The organism is Erwinia phyllosphaerae (genome assembly GCF_019132875.1).
Classification (GTDB): Bacteria; Pseudomonadota; Gammaproteobacteria; order Enterobacterales; family Enterobacteriaceae; genus Erwinia; species Erwinia phyllosphaerae.
In genome coordinates this window covers 129,960-146,769 of the sequence record NZ_JAHSPF010000012.1, presented here as the reverse complement: position 1 = coordinate 146,769, position 16,810 = coordinate 129,960, and the positions used below count along the sequence as shown (strand labels likewise).

The 16,810-nt window shown below is 55.5% G+C and carries 15 protein-coding genes and 1 tRNA gene; all 16 read right to left on the bottom strand.

Annotated features, from left to right (window positions below; genetic code table 11):
- Position 1: 1 nt before the first annotated feature.
- Positions 2-77: transfer RNA gene (locus KUE00_RS18905), tRNA-Lys, on the bottom strand.
- 164 nt (positions 78-241) lie between these two features.
- On the bottom strand, positions 242-1,021 hold the full coding sequence (gene cpoB, locus KUE00_RS18900; RefSeq protein ID WP_246761536.1) for a cell division protein CpoB: 780 nt from the start codon (positions 1,019-1,021) through the stop codon (positions 242-244).
- 9 nt (positions 1,022-1,030) lie between these two features.
- Complete coding sequence (gene pal / locus KUE00_RS18895) at positions 1,031-1,555, bottom strand: peptidoglycan-associated lipoprotein Pal (protein ID WP_246761535.1); 525 nt, start codon at positions 1,553-1,555, stop codon at positions 1,031-1,033.
- Between the two features lie 42 nt (positions 1,556-1,597).
- Positions 1,598-2,890 (bottom strand): Tol-Pal system beta propeller repeat protein TolB, encoded by a 1,293-nt coding sequence (gene tolB, locus KUE00_RS18890; RefSeq protein ID WP_246761534.1) that lies wholly within the window; start codon positions 2,888-2,890, stop codon positions 1,598-1,600.
- Between the two features lie 122 nt (positions 2,891-3,012).
- Positions 3,013-4,434, bottom strand: a complete 1,422-nt coding sequence (gene tolA, locus KUE00_RS18885; RefSeq protein WP_246761533.1) for a cell envelope integrity protein TolA — start codon at positions 4,432-4,434, stop codon at positions 3,013-3,015.
- Between the two features lie 29 nt (positions 4,435-4,463).
- On the bottom strand, positions 4,464-4,892 hold the full coding sequence (tolR, locus tag KUE00_RS18880) for a colicin uptake protein TolR (protein ID WP_246761532.1): 429 nt from the start codon (positions 4,890-4,892) through the stop codon (positions 4,464-4,466).
- Positions 4,893-4,910: 18 nt separating this feature from the next.
- Entirely contained in the window at positions 4,911-5,588 is a 678-nt protein-coding gene (gene tolQ / locus KUE00_RS18875) for a Tol-Pal system protein TolQ (RefSeq protein WP_246761531.1), read from the bottom strand.
- Positions 5,589-5,593: 5 nt separating this feature from the next.
- Positions 5,594-5,998: a tol-pal system-associated acyl-CoA thioesterase gene (gene ybgC / locus KUE00_RS18870; RefSeq protein ID WP_246761530.1), complete on the bottom strand. Its 405-nt coding sequence runs from the start codon at positions 5,996-5,998 to the stop codon at positions 5,594-5,596.
- Positions 5,999-6,318: 320 nt separating this feature from the next.
- Positions 6,319-6,414: a cytochrome bd-I oxidase subunit CydX gene (gene cydX, locus KUE00_RS18865; protein WP_246761529.1), complete on the bottom strand. Its 96-nt coding sequence runs from the start codon at positions 6,412-6,414 to the stop codon at positions 6,319-6,321.
- A gap of 15 nt (positions 6,415-6,429) precedes the next feature.
- Positions 6,430-7,569: a cytochrome d ubiquinol oxidase subunit II gene (cydB, locus tag KUE00_RS18860; RefSeq protein ID WP_246761528.1), complete on the bottom strand. Its 1,140-nt coding sequence runs from the start codon at positions 7,567-7,569 to the stop codon at positions 6,430-6,432.
- A gap of 1 nt (position 7,570) precedes the next feature.
- Entirely contained in the window at positions 7,571-9,136 is a 1,566-nt protein-coding gene (gene cydA, locus KUE00_RS18855) for a cytochrome ubiquinol oxidase subunit I (protein ID WP_246761527.1), read from the bottom strand.
- Between the two features lie 608 nt (positions 9,137-9,744).
- Entirely contained in the window at positions 9,745-10,617 is an 873-nt protein-coding gene (sucD, locus tag KUE00_RS18850; protein ID WP_246761526.1) for a succinate--CoA ligase subunit alpha, read from the bottom strand.
- Positions 10,617-11,783: an ADP-forming succinate--CoA ligase subunit beta gene (sucC, locus tag KUE00_RS18845; protein ID WP_246761525.1), complete on the bottom strand. Its 1,167-nt coding sequence runs from the start codon at positions 11,781-11,783 to the stop codon at positions 10,617-10,619. The genes sucD and sucC overlap by 1 nt, the downstream gene beginning before the upstream one ends.
- Positions 11,784-11,886: 103 nt before the next feature.
- Positions 11,887-13,107, bottom strand: a complete 1,221-nt coding sequence (gene odhB / locus KUE00_RS18840) for a 2-oxoglutarate dehydrogenase complex dihydrolipoyllysine-residue succinyltransferase (RefSeq protein WP_246761524.1) — start codon at positions 13,105-13,107, stop codon at positions 11,887-11,889.
- Between the two features lie 14 nt (positions 13,108-13,121).
- Positions 13,122-15,929: a 2-oxoglutarate dehydrogenase E1 component gene (sucA, locus tag KUE00_RS18835; RefSeq protein WP_246761523.1), complete on the bottom strand. Its 2,808-nt coding sequence runs from the start codon at positions 15,927-15,929 to the stop codon at positions 13,122-13,124.
- A 150-nt stretch (positions 15,930-16,079) separates the two neighbouring features.
- On the bottom strand, positions 16,080-16,796 hold the full coding sequence (locus tag KUE00_RS18830; RefSeq protein WP_246761522.1) for a succinate dehydrogenase iron-sulfur subunit: 717 nt from the start codon (positions 16,794-16,796) through the stop codon (positions 16,080-16,082).
- Positions 16,797-16,810 lie beyond the last annotated feature (14 nt).

Below are 16,810 nucleotides of genomic sequence, written 5' to 3'. Positions count from 1 at the left end.
GTGGTGGGTCGTGCAGGATTCGAACCTGCGACCAATTGATTAAAAGTCAACTGCTCTACCAACTGAGCTAACGACCCACTTTTGCGCTGTCGGAACGTTTTAACATATGTCCCGGCAACGGCGGCATATATTACTGATTTACCGTTTCAGCGCAACCACTATTTTCAGATAACCTGCTCAACTGCCTGACTTTCATGCGACTGGACCAGAAAGCATACGATAACTGGTCAAAGTACGACATTTACAGCGCGGCAGCGCGTTTTTGCGCTTGTTTCGCGGCATCGGTGTTTGGATACTGTTTGACCACCTGCTGGTAAACGGCTTTGGCTTTCGCGCTGTCGCCTTTTTCCTGCATGATTACGCCCACCTTATATAACGCATCGGCGCTTTTAGGGGATTTGGGGTAATTTTTTACTACGGTCGCAAAGTAGTAGGCCGCGTCGTCTTTTTTACCCTTGTTGTAGTTCAACTGTCCCAGCCAGTAATTGGCATTAGGCTGATAGGTTGAATCCGGGTATTTCTTGACGAAGGCCTGAAACGCCGCGATAGCCTGTTCGTTTTGCTTTTTCTCAAGCACCAGTGCCACAGCGGCGTTGTAGTCGCTGTTAGCATCGCCGCCCTGCACAGGCGCTGCAGAAGCGCTGTCACTGGCTGTGGAGCCATCTACGGTCGCTGCCGGGGCTGCATCGCCAGAGGCAGGTGCCTGCGCGCCGCTGCTCACCTTATCTAACTGCTGATAAAGATCTTTCTGGCGTTCGGTGACCTGGTTCAGCTGATACTGATTTTCCTGGATCTGACCACGCAGCGAATCGATATCGCGCTGGTTATCGGAAAGCTGCTGCTGAAGCTGCTGAAGGAGCTGTGCCTGAGCATTAGAAATACGCTCAAGCGAGGTGACGCGGTCTTCGACCGAGCCTGAACCTACGTTACTGATTGACGCCTGGGCATTAGCGGCCCAGGGGGCCGCTACGCCAACCAGTAACGACAGACCCAGCAAGTGAAGTCTGAAGTTACTAATCATATCGTTCTCTTAGTATACCAGTACGGCACGACGGTTTTTGGCGTAAGCCGCTTCGTCGTGGCCCAGTACAGCTGGCTTCTCTTTACCGTAAGAAACGATAGAGATCTGATCGGCAGAAACGCCTTTGCCCTGCAGGTACATTTTAACAGCAGTAGCACGACGTTCGCCCAGGGCGATGTTGTACTCTGGCGTACCGCGCTCATCCGCATGACCTTCAACGGTCACTTTGTATGATGGATTGCTACGCAGGAAGTTTGCGTGCGCATCCAGCATCTGTGCGAACTCAGACTGGATGTCATATTTGTCCAGACCGAAGTAAACGATGTTGTTCTGCTGCAGCTGCTGCATCTGCAGGCGTGCCTGCTCGTCGGAGGACATGTTGCCGCCGTTCATGCCGCTGTTCATGCCGCCGTTCGCGTCATCGCCCATACCGTTGGTCTGGTCGTTGTTGTTGTTTTTGTGTGAGCTACATGCAGCCACTGCGATAACTGGCAGTGCCAGCATTAAGCCTTTCAGCACTTTATTCAGTTGCATTTCTACGATCCTATTATTGTTTGCCATACATATTTATATGCATCACAGATACGGCGACCAGGCAGGGAATTTGACCTGTCCATCAGTAGCCGGAAGACGCGCTTTGAAACGGCCGTCGGTCGAGACCAGCTGCAGTACGGAACCCATGCCCTGAGTGGAGCTGTAGATTACCATAGTGCCGTTTGGCGCGAGGCTCGGCGTTTCATCCAGGAACGTGTCCGTTAATTGTTGAACGGCTCCCGTTTCCAGATCTTGTCTGGCGACGTGTTGCGCACCGCCGTTGGTGCTTACCATCACCAGTGATTTACCATCAGTGCTCACGTCGGCATCCTGATTCTGGGAGCCTTCCCAGGTCAGACGCTGTGGCGCGCCGCCGTTAACATTGATTTTATAGATTTGTGGACGGCCAGCCTGGTCAGAGGTATAGGCCAGCGTCTGGCTGTCCGGGAACCAGGTCGGTTCGGTGCTGTTATAGCGACCATCGGTAATCTGACGGATTTGGCCCGACGCCAGGTCCATCACATACAGATTCAAACTGCCGGTTTTGGACAGCGCGAACGCCAGCTTGCTGCCGTCAGGCGAGAAGGAAGGCGCGCCGTTATGACGTGGGAATGAGGCAACCTGCCTGATTGCGCCGTTCGCCAGCGTCTGTACAACCAGCGCAGATTTACCGCTTTCAAAGGTTACATAGGCCAGCTTGCTGCCATCTTTTGACCAGGCCGGCGACATCAGCGGCTCAGGAGAACGATGCACGGTGAACTGGTTGTAACCATCGTAGTCAGAAACGCGCAGCTCGTACGGGAACTGGCCGCCGTTGGTCTGCACCACGTAAGCGATACGAGTACGGAAAGCGCCTTTAATACCGGTCAGCTTTTCGAAAGTTTCGTCGCTGGCGGTATGCGCGGCATAGCGCAGCCACTGTTTAGTCACCTTGTACTGGTTCTGCGCCAGTACGGCACCCGGATTACCGGAGGTATCTACCAGCTGGTAAGAAACGGTATAGCTACCGTCAGCGCCTGGCTGGATCTGGCCGACCACGACCGCATCAATACCCAGCGCCGTCCAGGCAGCAGGCTGAACTTCTGCCGCTGTGGTTGGCTGCTGTGGCAGACGAGCCCTGTCCAGCGGGTTGAATTTGCCGCTGTTGCGTAAGTCCGCCGCGACGATGCCGCCGATATCTTCCGGCGCTGCGCCCGGACCTTGCCATTTAAACGGCACAACGCCGATAGGACGGGCGGTGTTAACCCCTTGCGTAATCTCAATGCGCACTTCTGCATGCGCCACGGCGACAAACAGCAGCATAAAACTTAATGCTATACGTAATGCCTGCTTCATCTTCTCTCCCTTACCTGAACGCAATGTCCACAATAATTAGCAGTGTTTCAACGAACCCATAGTGCACTTATAGAGTACGGCAAGTTGACCTTAGTTCAACCTGCCGGATGTTTCCGAAATTATTAAGGCTTAAACTCTAACACTGCGTCTTTCGCCGCCTGGTAAACACCATCGCTAGGCGGTTTAGGTATTCTCGCCATGCGCGCTGCGTTTAAAGCGGCCTGGCACAGCGCCGGATCGCCGCCCGCTGACGTGGCGGAAATCAGCATACCGTCCGGTGCCAGTTTGATATGCACGTTACAGGTCCGCCCTTTAAACGTATCCGCGTCATAAAATTTACTTTGGATAGCGTTCTGTACCTGCCCCAGATAGCTGTCAACCGCCGCGCCGGAGGCGCCCGCTTTCTTCTGGTTGCCCTGCCCCGCTGCGGCCCCGCCAGCCTTACCGGACTTCGGCGCATTCTTGCCGGAGGTCAGGCCGCCTAACAGATCGTCAACGTCGCTGCTCTCTTTAGCCGCTTCTGCCGCTGCTTTTTTCTTCGCGTCGGCTGCCGCCTTCGCTTTAGCCGCTGCATCCGCTTTAGCCTTCGCTGCCGCTTCGGCCTTCGCCTCTGCTTTCGCTTTCGCAGCGGCATCGGCTTTTGCTTTCGCTTCTTCGGCGGCTTTTTCCTTCGCCGCTTCCGCTTTCTCCTTCGCGGCAGCGGCGGCTTTCTCTTTCGCCGCCTCGGCCGCTTTCTCTTTAGCTTCTTCGGCCGCTTTCTCTTTAGCTTCTTCGGCCGCTTTCTCTTTCGCCGCCTTCGCTTCTGCCGCCGCCTGCGCTTTCGCATCGGCCTGCGCTTTGGCTTTCGCCTCCTGCGCCGCTTTCACTTTTGCTGCTTCCGCAGCGGCGGCCGTTTTCTCTTCAGCCTGTTTTTTTGCATCCGCAGCGGCTTTTTTCGCCTCTGCTTCCGCTTTTTTCTGTGCGTCCGCCGCGGCTTTCGCCTGGGCATCGGCCTGCGCTTTCGCATCGGCCTGGGCTTTGGCTTTCGCCTCGGCTGCTGCCGCCGCTTTTGCTTCAGCTGCCGCTTCTGCTTTCGCGTCCGCCTGCGCTTTTGCCTTCGCCGCTGCGGCTTCCGCCTGTTTTTGCTCCTCGGCCGCCTGCTTCGCCGCTTCCTCAGCTTTTTTCTGCTCGGCAGCCTGCGCGGCCGCTTCCTGCTTCGCTTCCTTCTGCGCCTGCAGGCGCTCTTTTTCCAGCGCCTTCAGCCGCTGCTGTTCGGCCGCCTGCTTCTGCTGTAGCTCTTCCGCCTGCTGCTGAGCCGCTTTCTCACGCTGCTGCTCGGCACGCTTGCTGTCGCTCTGCTGGTTCTGCTGACGATTATACTGGTCGACGATAGCGCCCGGATCGACCATCACCGCATCGATGTCGCCACCGCCGCCTCCGCTGCTGGCGTCGATATGTTCGTCAAACGAGCTCCATATCAAAATCGCGATCGCAATCACATGCAGGATCACTGAAATGATAAGGGCCCGTTTCAACTTATCGTTCTGTTCGGTTACCTTCGACACTTTCGATTCCCAAAAACGGTCCGCATAAATTAAATCGGCTGCGTCATTAATCCGACCGACTTCACGCCCGCCTGATGCAGCAAGTTCAGCGCTTTGATGATCTCATCGTAAGGCACGTCTTTCGCGCCGCCGATCAGGAACACCGTTTTCGGATTCGCTTCAATGCGCCGCTGCGCTTCGGCAACAACCTGTTCCGGCGGCAGCTGTTCCATACGATCGTGATCGACCACCAGGCTATATTGTCCCACGCCCGCGACTTCCACAATCACCGGCGGATTATCGTCGCTGGAGACCGTTTTGGAATCCGTTGCGTCCGGCAGATCCACTTCCACGCTTTGCGTAATAATGGGTGCCGTTGCCATGAAGATCAGCAGCAGCACCAGCAGGACGTCGAGCAGCGGAACGATATTAATTTCAGACTTAAGGTCGCGACGATGGCGACCACGCGTTCTGGCCATAGCTGAATGACTCCGCTGTTACTTGCTGTTCTCGCTGGAGAACGCCTGACGATGCAGAATAGCGGTGAACTCTTCCATAAAGTTATCGTAATTCTGCTCCAGCTTGTTCACGCGCTGGTTAAGGCGGTTGTACGCCATGACCGCAGGAATGGCCGCAAACAGACCGATGGCGGTAGCGATCAGCGCTTCTGCAATACCCGGCGCGACCATCTGTAACGTGGCCTGTTTAACCGAGCCCAGCCCGATAAAGGCGTGCATAATCCCCCATACCGTACCGAACAGGCCGATATAAGGGCTGATGGAACCGACGGTGCCGAGGAAAGGAATATGGTTTTCCAGCGCTTCCAGCTCGCGGTTTAGCGAAATGCGCATGGCGCGCGTTGCCCCTTCCACCACGGCTTCTGGCGCATGGCTGTTAACGCGATGCAGGCGCGCAAACTCTTTAAAGCCCGCATAGAAGATCTGTTCAGAACCGCCCAGCTCGTCACGACGCGCCTGGCTTTCCTGATAGAGGCGCGACAGCTCGATACCCGACCAGAATTTGTCTTCAAAGGCGTCCGCCTCGCGACCTGCCGCATTCAGGATGCGCGTACGTTGAATAATGATTGCCCAGGAGGCAATAGAAAAGCCAATCAAAATCACCATGATAAGTTTGACCAGAAGGCTCGCCTTCAGGAACAAATCAAGAATGTTCATGTCAGTCACTGCTTGAACTCCGCGACAATAGACTTGGGAAGCGCAATGGGCTTCATCAGATGTGGATTGATGCAGGCGATCAGGACTTCAGCTTCATTAAGCGTCCTGCCTTCTGCATTAACAATGCGTTGTGCGAATGTCATGGTCGTTCTGCTCATCTTCACTACCTCGCTCTGGACCTCGAGCAGATCGTCAAGGTGCGCAGCGGCAAGGTAATCAACCGTGAGACGACGCACGACAAAACCAACCTGCTGCGCCAGCAGCGCCTGTTGGCTGAAATGGTGCTGGCGCAGCATCTCGGTTCGTGCCCGTTCATAAAAAGCGACATAGCTGGCATGGTAAACCACACCACCGGCATCGGTGTCTTCATAGTAGACACGAACCGGCCATCGAAACAGCGTTGTACTCACTCTACATCCCGGTATTACTTTTTAAACGTTGCTACTATACGCAAGAGCCTGAGCCTTGGGAATGGGTTGCCAGAGGGGAAGTAAAATAATTATCTTCTGGTAACAATAACGAGGTTTTACGGAGAGTTCTTAAACATTTATTGACGGAAAAAGAAGATAAAAAAGAGAAAGGCGAACGAAATTTTTGCCGTTGCTGAACCAGCGTGGCGGGTTCATCTAAAAAGGGTGGCACCGCCAGACAGCTGGCCGGGTTAAAGCGGCGGCCATGACTTCACCAGCAGGTAAACCGCAAGGTGAAGTCATGGCGTTAAGCAGAGCCCTTATGAGGCTTCATCAAGGTGTTCAATTGCCAGCGCGGTAATAACAGCAATCGCACAGGCCAGCAGCGTGCCGAGGATCCAGGCAAAGTACCACATGGTTCAGCTCCTTAATCAATAGAGTGTATGAGAGTTGGCCTCAATCTGTTGCCGGGTCACGCGACCAAACATCTTGTAGTAGCACCAGCCGGTGTAGAGCAAAATCAGGGGCACGAAGATGATGGCGGCCACGGTCATAATTTGCAGCGTCATCAGGCTGGAGGTCGCGTCCCACAGGGTAAGACTGTGGTTAACCGTACTGGACGAAGGCATCACGAACGGGAACATCGCCACGCCCGCCGTCAGGATCACGCAGGCCACCGTTAAAGAAGAACAGACGAAGGCCCAGCCGCCTTTGTCCAGACGGGAAAAAAGAGCGGTCAGCAGCGGCAACAGCGCGCCAAGGCCGGGAACGATCCATAGCAGCGGCACCTGCTGGAAATTGGCCAGCCAGGCCCCCGTCTCACGAGTCACTTCTTTAATCAGCGGATTGGATGCCGCATTGTGGTCGAGCGCTGAAACCAGCACATAGCCATCAATCCCCTGCCTCACCCAAATACCCGCCAGCACAAAGCACACCATCATTATCAGCGCTGCAATCTGCGTGACCGTGCGCACTCGTAGCTGCAGTTCACCAGCGGTACGCATTTGCAGATAAGTTGCGCCCTGCGTCAGGATCATGGTAACACTGACTATGCCGGCCAGCAGGGCGAAAGGATTAAGCAACTGGAAAAAACTGCCGGTGTAAAACAGTCTCAGATATTCGTCGGCATAAAAAGGCACGCCCTGTAGCAAATTGCCAAAGGCCACGCCGATCACCAGCGGCGGCACAAAGCTCCCGACAAAAATGCCCCAGTCCCACATGCCCCGCCAGCGCGGATCTTCTATTTTGGAGCGGTAGTCAAAACCGATGGGCCGAAAGAACAGCGAGGCCAGCACCAGAATCATCGCCACATAGAAACCGGAAAACGCGGCCGCGTAAACCATGGGCCATGCGGCAAACAGCGCGCCGCCTGCGGTAATCAGCCAGACCTGGTTGCCGTCCCAGTGCGGCGCGATGGTGTTAATCATAATGCGGCGCTCGACGTCGTTACGGCCAATCAGCCGCCCCAGCATGCCGACCCCCATATCAAAACCGTCGGTAATGGCGAAACCGATAAACAGCACGCCAATCAGCAACCACCAGACGAAACGCAAAAGCTCATAGGTCATCATCTTACGCTCCTTTCCCTGCGTGGAGAGACGTCTCAAAATGGTAACGTCCGGTCTTTAAGCTGCTCGGCCCACGCCGGGCAAATTTAAACATCAGGTACATTTCCGCTATCAGGAACAGCGTATAAAGCCCGCAGATCAGCAATAGCGAAAACAGCAGCTGCCCTACCGTCAACGAGGAGTTAGCCACCGCCGTTGGCAGGATTTCCCCGATTGCCCATGGTTGCCGCCCATACTCGGCGACAAACCAGCCCGCTTCCGCAGCTATCCAGGGCAGTGGAATGCCGTACAGCGCACACTTAAGCAGGAAGCGGTTGTTACCGATACGATTACGGATCACGCTCCAGAAACAGCACAGGGTAATCAGCAGCATTAACACGCCGCACGCCACCATAATGCGGAAGGAAAAGTAGAGCGGTGCCACGCGCGGGATAGAATCCTCGGTGGCCTTTTGAATTTGCGCTGCGCTGGCATCGGCTACGTTTGGCGTATAGCGTTTTAACAGCAGGCCGTAGCCCAGGTCGCGTTTTGCCTCATTGAACGCCGCGCGCACCGCCGGACTGGTATCCCCTTCCCTCAGCTGTTCCAGCAGTTGATAAGCACGCATACCGTTGCGAATACGGAGTTCGTGCTGCGCCATCAAATCTTTAATGCCGGATACGCGCTCATCCACCGAGCGGGTAGCGATCAGCCCGAGCGCCCAGGGGATCTGTATGGCGTAATCGTTGCGCTGCGCCTGCTGATTGGGCAGGCCAAACAGCGTGAAGGCGGCCGGTGCGGGCTGCGTTTCCCACTCCGCCTCAATCGCGGCCAGCTTGGTTTTTTGCACGTCGCCCATGACATAGCCCGATTCATCGCCCAGCAGGATCACGGCCAGAACGGCCGCCATCCCAAAACTGGCGGCGATGGCGAAAGAACGTTTAGCAAAAGCGATATCACGGCCGCGCAGCAGGTAATAAGCGCTGATGCCCATAATGAACATGGCGCCGCAGGTGTAGCCAGCGGCCACGGTATGCACAAATTTAACCTGCGCCACCGGATTGAAGATCAGTTCGGAAAAGCTGACCATTTCCATACGCATGGTTTCAAAATTAAAGTCGGAGCCGACCGGATTTTGCATCCAGCCGTTGGCTACCAGGATCCAGAGCGCCGATAAATTCGAACCTAATGCCAGCAGCCAGGTAGTCATAAGATGCTGCACTTTACTCAGGCGATCCCAGCCGAAGAAAAACATGCCAACAAAAGTTGATTCGAGGAAAAAGGCCATGAGCCCTTCAATAGCCAGCGGTGCGCCAAATATATCCCCGACGTAGTGTGAATAATAAGACCAGTTGGTGCCGAACTGAAATTCCATCGTCAGTCCGGTGGCCACGCCCAGCGCAAAGTTAATACCAAAAAGCTTGCCCCAGAATTTGGTCATATCTTTATAGATTTGCTTGCCTGACAGCACGTAGACCGTTTCCATAATAGCCAGCAGAAACGCCATTCCCAGCGTTAGCGGCACAAACAGGAAATGGTACATTGCCGTTAGCGCAAACTGTAAACGCGACAGTTCGACAACATCTAACATTTTGGCTCCTTGCTCCCTGCCCGGCCTTATCCACGCGCGGTAGCGCCAGTATTGCGGCAGAACAGGATGACGAATAACACCTGAGGGTGTAGCGATAACCCCGTCGGCAATTGATTGCGGACTCAAAAACCAGCACGCTTTAATAGCGCTTATCTTTTGCCAGCGAGATAATGCATAAAAATGCGCTGACCCCAATATTTCCGAATACGTTATTTAAAGCGTAAAGCTGATTTTTTGATGCAGAGCAATTTAATCGCAACGCGGCGCTTTAGCCAGCGCTAAAGCGCGGAATAAAATTTATTTCTTTGATCTCGATTAATAATCGGTTTTAAATTTAAGATGACAAATAAAAATTTAACATATACCCCTGCGGAAATTTAATATACATATTACTTTAAAACAATTATGTAATATCGGGAAGGTTCGCGGCTTTTATTTTTTACGTTATTTCTGGAAACTTAATTTGATTAATAGTTCTTATTTTGTCAGAGAGAATAGCTTGCCGTGCGTGAAGCGATAAAAAAGGCCGCCCGGAGGCGGCCTGAAGCTGTTGGAAACGCATTATCATTCACCGGCTCTTTTCTGACCGGTGAATAACAGCAGTATACTTACTGCGGCAGAACGGCCTTCACCGCCTCGCCGATGTCAGCAAGGCTGCGCACCGTTTTCACACCGGCAGCTTCCAGCGCGGCGAACTTCTCGTCCGCTGTTCCTTTACCGCCCGCGATAATGGCGCCCGCATGGCCCATACGCTTGCCTTTTGGCGCGGTCACGCCAGCAATGTAGCCCACAACCGGTTTGGTTACGTGCTCTTTGATAAAGGCTGCCGCTTCTTCTTCCGCGCTGCCGCCGATCTCACCGATCATCACAATCGCTTCGGTCTGCGGATCTTCTTGGAACAGCTTCAGGATATCGATAAAGTTAGAGCCAGGGATCGGATCGCCGCCGATGCCGACGCAGGTCGACTGGCCGTAGCCGATATCGGTGGTTTGTTTAACGGCTTCATAGGTCAGCGTACCGGAACGGGAAACGATACCGATGCGGCCTGGCTTATGAATATGGCCCGGCATGATGCCGATTTTGCATTCGCCCGGCGTGATCACGCCCGGACAGTTCGGCCCGATCATGCGCACGCCAGCTTCGTCCAGCTTCACTTTTACCGTCAGCATATCCAGCGTAGGGATCCCTTCGGTAATGGTGATGATCAGTTTGATACCCGCTTCGATAGCTTCCAGGATACCGTCCTTGCAGAACGGTGCCGGAACGTAGATAACGGAGGCGGTGGCGCCCGTGGCTTCTACCGCTTCGCGGACGGTGTTAAACACCGGCAGGCCCAGATGCTCGGTGCCGCCTTTGCCCGGCGTAACGCCGCCAACCAGCTGCGTGCCGTAAGCCAGCGCCTGTTCAGAGTGGAAAGTCCCCTGGCCGCCGGTAAAGCCCTGGCAGATTACCTTGGTGTTTTTATCGATCAAAATGGACATTATTTTCCCTCCGCTGCGGCAACAACGCGCTGCGCCGCATCGCTCAGGCTGGTTGCTGCAATAATATTCAGTCCGCTGTCCGCCAGTTTCTGCGCGCCCAGCTCGGCATTGTTTCCTTCCAGACGCACCACGACCGGCACGTTAACGCCCACTTCTTCTACCGCACCCATGATGCCGTCTGCGATCAGGTCGCAGCGCACAATGCCGCCGAAAATGTTAACGAAAACGGCTTTTACCGCATCGTCGGAAAGGATGATTTTAAAGGCTTCGGTCACGCGCTCTTTGGTCGCGCCGCCGCCTACGTCCAGGAAGTTAGCCGGCTGGCCGCCGCTCAGCTTAACGATGTCCATGGTGCCCATCGCCAGACCCGCGCCGTTAACCATACAGCCGATGTTACCTTCCAGCGCCACGTAGTTCAGTTCCCACTGTGCCGCATGCGCTTCACGGGAATCTTCCTGGCTTGGGTCGCGCATTTCACGCAGCTCCGGCTGGCGGAACAGCGCATTGCCGTCGGCGCCCAGCTTGCCGTCCAGGCAGATCAGATCGCCCTGTTTGGTGATAACCAGCGGGTTGATCTCAACCAGCGCCAGGTCGCGCTCCAGGAACATAGTGGCCAGACCCATAAAAATTTTGGTGAACTGGCCAACCTGCTTGCCGCTCAGGCCCAGCTTGAACGCCAGCTCGCGGCCCTGATAAGGCTGCGGGCCAGTTAACGGATCCAGTGCCATTTTGTGGATCAGGTGCGGCGTTTCTTCCGCTACTTTCTCAATTTCAACGCCGCCTTCGGTAGAAGCCATAAACACGACGCGACGGGTACCACGGTCAACGACCGCGCCCAGGTATAGCTCCTGATCGATGTCGGTCGCGGCTTCAACCAGAATCTGGTTAACCGGCTGGCCGTGCGCATCGGTCTGATAGGTAGTCAGGCGTTTGCCCAGCCAGTGTTCCGCAAACGCGCGGATCTCTTCTTTGCTTTTTACTACTTTCACGCCGCCCGCTTTACCACGGCCTCCGGCATGAACCTGACATTTCACGACCCACGGGCCAGCGCCAATTTTTGAAGCGGCTTCTTCCGCTTCGCGTGGAGTGGTGCAGGCATAACCGACGGGTGCCGGTAAGCCATACCGGGCGAACAGCTGTTTTGCCTGATACTCATGTAAGTTCATGTTGTTAATCCATCCAGTTCGGAAAAGACTTGGTCGAATCCGGCAGCTTGCCAGATCTTCGGCCACTCACAGGGAGCGCGGCAGTCGCCGCGCTCGACAGAAATTAAACGTCCAGCAGCAGACGAGAAGGATCTTCCAGCAGCTCTTTGATTGCCACCAGGAAGCTGACGGATTCTTTACCGTCGATCAGGCGGTGATCGTAAGAAAGCGCCAGATACATCATCGGCAGGATCACAACCTGGCCATTAACCGCCATTGGGCGATCTTTAATGGCGTGCATGCCCAGGATGGCGCTCTGCGGTGGGTTGATGATTGGCGTGGACATCAGCGAGCCGAAGACGCCGCCGTTGGTAATGGTGAAGTTACCGCCGGTCAGTTCTTCTACGGTCAGCTTGCCGTCACGGCCTTTAATCGCCAGCTCTTTGATTTTCTTCTCGATATCAGCCATGCCCAGCGCGTCGATATCTTTCAGTACCGGCGTAACCAGGCCACGCGGCGTAGAAACCGCGATGCTGACGTCAAAGTAGTTGTGGTAAACAACGTCTTCGCCATCGATAGAAGCATTGACTTCCGGGAAGCGTTTCAGCGCTTCAACCACGGCCTTCAGGTAGAAGGACATGAAGCCCAGACGGATACCGTGACGTTTTTCGAAGGCTTCGCCGTACTGCTTACGCAGGTTCATGATCGGCTGCATGTTGACTTCGTTAAACGTGGTCAGCATAGCGGTGCTGTTTTTAGCTTCCAGCAGGCGCTCGGCGATACGCTTACGCAGACGCGTCATCGGTACGCGTTTTTCGCTACGGCCAGCCAGTGACGGCGCGGCGGCGGCTTCCGGCGCTTTTGCTTCTGCAGGTTTAGCCGCAGGCGCTTTAGCCAGGTGCTTCTCTACGTCTTCACGCGTTAAGCGGCCGCCAACGCCGGTGCCTTTAATCGCGGATGGCTCCAGGCCATGCTCGGCAATCAGGCGACGAATAGCCGGGCTGAGGGCATCGTTGCTCTCTTCTTCCAGCGAAGCGCTCTGACGCTGTGCCGGGGTAGATGCCTGCTCTTCCGGTTTCGCCGAGCTTTCTTTGCCGCCGCTGTTGCCTTCTTTCAGACGACCCAGCGCCTGGCGTGAAGTCACGGTCGCGCCTTCGTCTTCCAGAATCGCTTCCAGCACGCCATCGGCAGAAGCAGGGACTTCCAGCACAACTTTGTCAGTTTCAATTTCTACCAGCACTTCGTCACGGGTTACCGTATCGCCTGGTTTCTTGTGCCAGGTCGCCACGGTGGCATCGGCAACGGATTCAGGCAGGTCGGGAACGAGGATCTCTACGCTACTCATTATTTTTCCTTTAATTAATTAACGTTCAGCGCGTCATTTACCAGGTCTTGCTGCTGCTGCTGGTGAACGGACATATAGCCAACTGCCGGAGAAGCCGAAGCAGGACGACCGGCGTAACGTAACGATGCGCCGAAAGGCACCACTTCACGGAAATGATGCTGGCTGCAATACCAGGCACCCTGATTTAATGGCTCTTCCTGACACCAGACAAAGTCATGCACGTGCGCATACTGCTGGAGTTTTTCCTGCACCGCTTTGTGCGGGAAAGGATAAAGCTGTTCGATACGAACGATAGCCACGTCGGTCTGCTCGTTCTTACGGCGTTTTTCCAGCAGGTCGTAATAGACTTTGCCGGAGCAGAGCACCACGCGCTTGACGCCTTTAGGATCGATGTCGTCGATTTCGCCAATCGCCGGCTGGAAGCCGCCGTTAGCCAGCTCTTCAAGCGAAGAGATCGCCAGCGGATGACGCAACAGCGATTTCGGTGACATGACTACCAGCGGGCGACGCATTCCGCGCAGCGCCTGACGACGCAGCATGTGGTAAACCTGCGCTGGCGTTGAAGGGACGCAAACCTGCATGTTCTGCTCGGCGCAGAGCTGGAGGTAACGTTCCAGACGCGCGGAGGAGTGCTCCGGCCCCTGGCCTTCATAGCCGTGCGGCAGCAGCATGACCAGACCGCACATACGGCCCCACTTCTGCTCGCCGGAGCTGATGAACTGGTCGATAACAACCTGCGCGCCGTTAGCAAAGTCGCCGAACTGCGCTTCCCAAATGGTCAGCGTGCGCGGTTCTGCCGTGGCGTAACCATATTCAAATGCCAGCACCGCTTCTTCAGACAGCACGGAATCCCAGACGCGGAAGGTGCCCTGTCCGTTATGGATATGCTGCAACGGCGTATAGGTTGAGCCGTTTGCCTGGTTATGGATAACCGCATGGCGATGGAAGAAAGTACCACGGCCCATATCTTCACCGGAGAGACGGCATGGAATGCCCTCGTCTACCAGCGTGGCGTAGGCCAGGTTTTCCGCTGCGCCCCAGTCAAACGGTTTTTCGCCCGCGGCCATAGCGGCACGGTCGTTGTAGATTTTGGCTACGCGCGACTGCATTTCAATCTCTTCAGGCACGTGGCAAACGCGCTTCGCCAGCTCCTGCAAACGCTTCAGATCCAGCGTTGACGGATAGCTTTCGTCCCATTCGTGATTGAGATACGGCGACCAGGTAAACGAATGCAGGCTCATCGGACGCCATTCCGGCACCACGCATTCACCGGCGTCCAGCGCATCGCGGTAAAGATTGACCATTTCGGTGGCATCTTCCAGGCTGGCGACCTTTTCCTGCTCCAGGCGGTCTGCGTAGAGCTTACGCGGAGTAGGATGCTTTTTGATTTTCTGGTACATCACCGGCTGCGTTGCGCTCGGCTCATCGGCCTCGTTGTGGCCGTGGCGGCGATAGCAAACCAGATCGATAAAGACGTCACGCTGGAAAGTGTTACGGAAGTCCAGCGCCAGGCGCGTAACAAAGGCAACCGCTTCTGGATCGTCAGCGTTGACGTGGAAAATCGGTGCCAGCACCATTTTGCCGATATCGGTACAGTACTGGGTAGAACGCGCGTCGCGTGGATTAGACGTGGTAAACCCAATCTGGTTGTTGATCACGATACGCACAGTACCGCCGACTTCATAGCCGCGCGCCTGGGACATGTTCAGCGTTTCCTGAACAACACCCTGGCCGGTGACCGCTGCGTCGCCGTGAATAGTAATCGGCAGCACTTTGCTGCTGCGCGGCTCGTCCAGACGATCCAGGCGAGCGCGAACCGATCCCATGACGACCGGGCTAACAATCTCCAGGTGCGACGGGTTAAACGCCAGCGCCAGGTGCACCATGCCGCCTTCGGTTTCCACGTCGGAAGAGAAGCCCATATGGTACTTCACGTCACCGGTACCGAGATGCTCTTTGTGCTTGCCGGAAAACTCGTCAAACAGATCCTGCGGCTTTTTGCCCAGCACGTTGATCAGCACGTTCAGACGACCACGGTGCGCCATGCCCAGCACCACTTCGCGCGTGCCGCTTTTGCCCGCGTGGCGGATCATTTCGTTAAGCATCGGCACCAGCGCGTCGCCGCCTTCCAGCGAGAAGCGTTTTGCACCGGGGAATTTGGCACCCAGATAACGTTCCAGCCCTTCCGCAGCGGTCAGCTGTTTCAGGAAACCTTTTTTCTCATCGGTAGAGAAAGAGGCCTGGCCCGCCACCGATTCGATACGCTGCTGGATCCAGCGCTTCTCTTCGGTGTTGGTGATATGCATATATTCCGCGCCGATAGAGCCGCAATAGGTCTGCTGCAGCAGGCTGAACAGATCGGCGAGCTTCATCGTGTCTTTGCCAAAAGCAAAAGAGCCTACGTTGAAGGTTTCCTGGAAATCCGCTTCGGTAAGATCGTGGAAGGCAGGATCCAGATCCGGTACGGATTCCTGTTTCCACAGGCCCAGCGGATCGAGATTGGCCTGCTGGTGACCACGGAAACGGAAGGCGTTGATCAGCTGGAGAACCTTGACCTGCTTGGCGTTGGTATCGGGATCGCTGACGGAAGAAGTATAGCGAGAAGCATCTTTCGCCAGACGTTTGAAGTATTCGCGAGTGGTGGAGTGGAACTGCTCTGGCCTGACCCCGTGGCCCGGAAGCTGCTGAAACAGCTCTTTCCAGGCCGCATCGACAGAGTCAGGATCGGTTAGATAGTCCTCATAGAGTTGCTCTATATAGGTCTGATTCGCGCCGGCCAGCCAGGAGGAGTCCAGCCAGGGTTTCATCGCGCTGTTCTGCATTGTGATCCCTTAAAGCAATATGCTTTTTTTTGCCGTGATTATGTAACGGAACAGCTAAGCCCCGCGCCGCGTGAGCGGCTTGCCCTCGGTCACGCCTGCAGGCGTGGCCTGATAAAACAGCCGGGAGCCAGGCTCCCGGACGGTACGCGCTTATGCGCTTCGCGCCAGCAACATCGACTTGATGTGGCCGATGGCGCGCGTCGGGTTCAGCCCTTTTGGACAGACGCTGACGCAGTTCATGATGCTGTGGCAGCGGAAAACGCTGAAGGCATCACTGAGATCGTCCAGGCGCGGACCGGTTTCCGTATCGCGACTGTCGATCAGGAAACGGTAAGCGGCCAACAGCCCCGCCGGCCCGATAAACTTGTCCGGATTCCACCAGAACGACGGGCAGGAGGTGGAGCAGCATGCACAAAGGATACACTCATACAGGCCATCCAGCTTTTCACGCTGTTCCGGCTGCTGTAAATGCTCGCGTGCCGGTGGATTTTCTCCATTATTCAACAGGTAAGGCTTAATTTTCTCATATTGAGTGTAGAACTGTCCCATGTCTACTACCAAATCGCGGATAACCGGCAAACCGGGCAGCGGACGGATCACAATTTTACGTTTTCCCGCGCCCAGCGCGGAAACCGGCGTGATACAGGCCAGGCCGTTTTTACCGTTCATGTTGATGCCGTCGGAGCCGCAAACGCCTTCGCGACAGGAGCGGCGGAAGCCCAGTGTCGGATCTTTTTCTTTCAGACGTATTAAGGCGTCCAGCAGCATCATATCCCGCCCTTCTTCGGACTCCAGGCTGTAGTCCTGCATCCGGGGCGCGTCGTCTACGTCCGGGTTGTAACGATAAACTGAAAATTCGATTCTCATCTTACTCTCCGCAA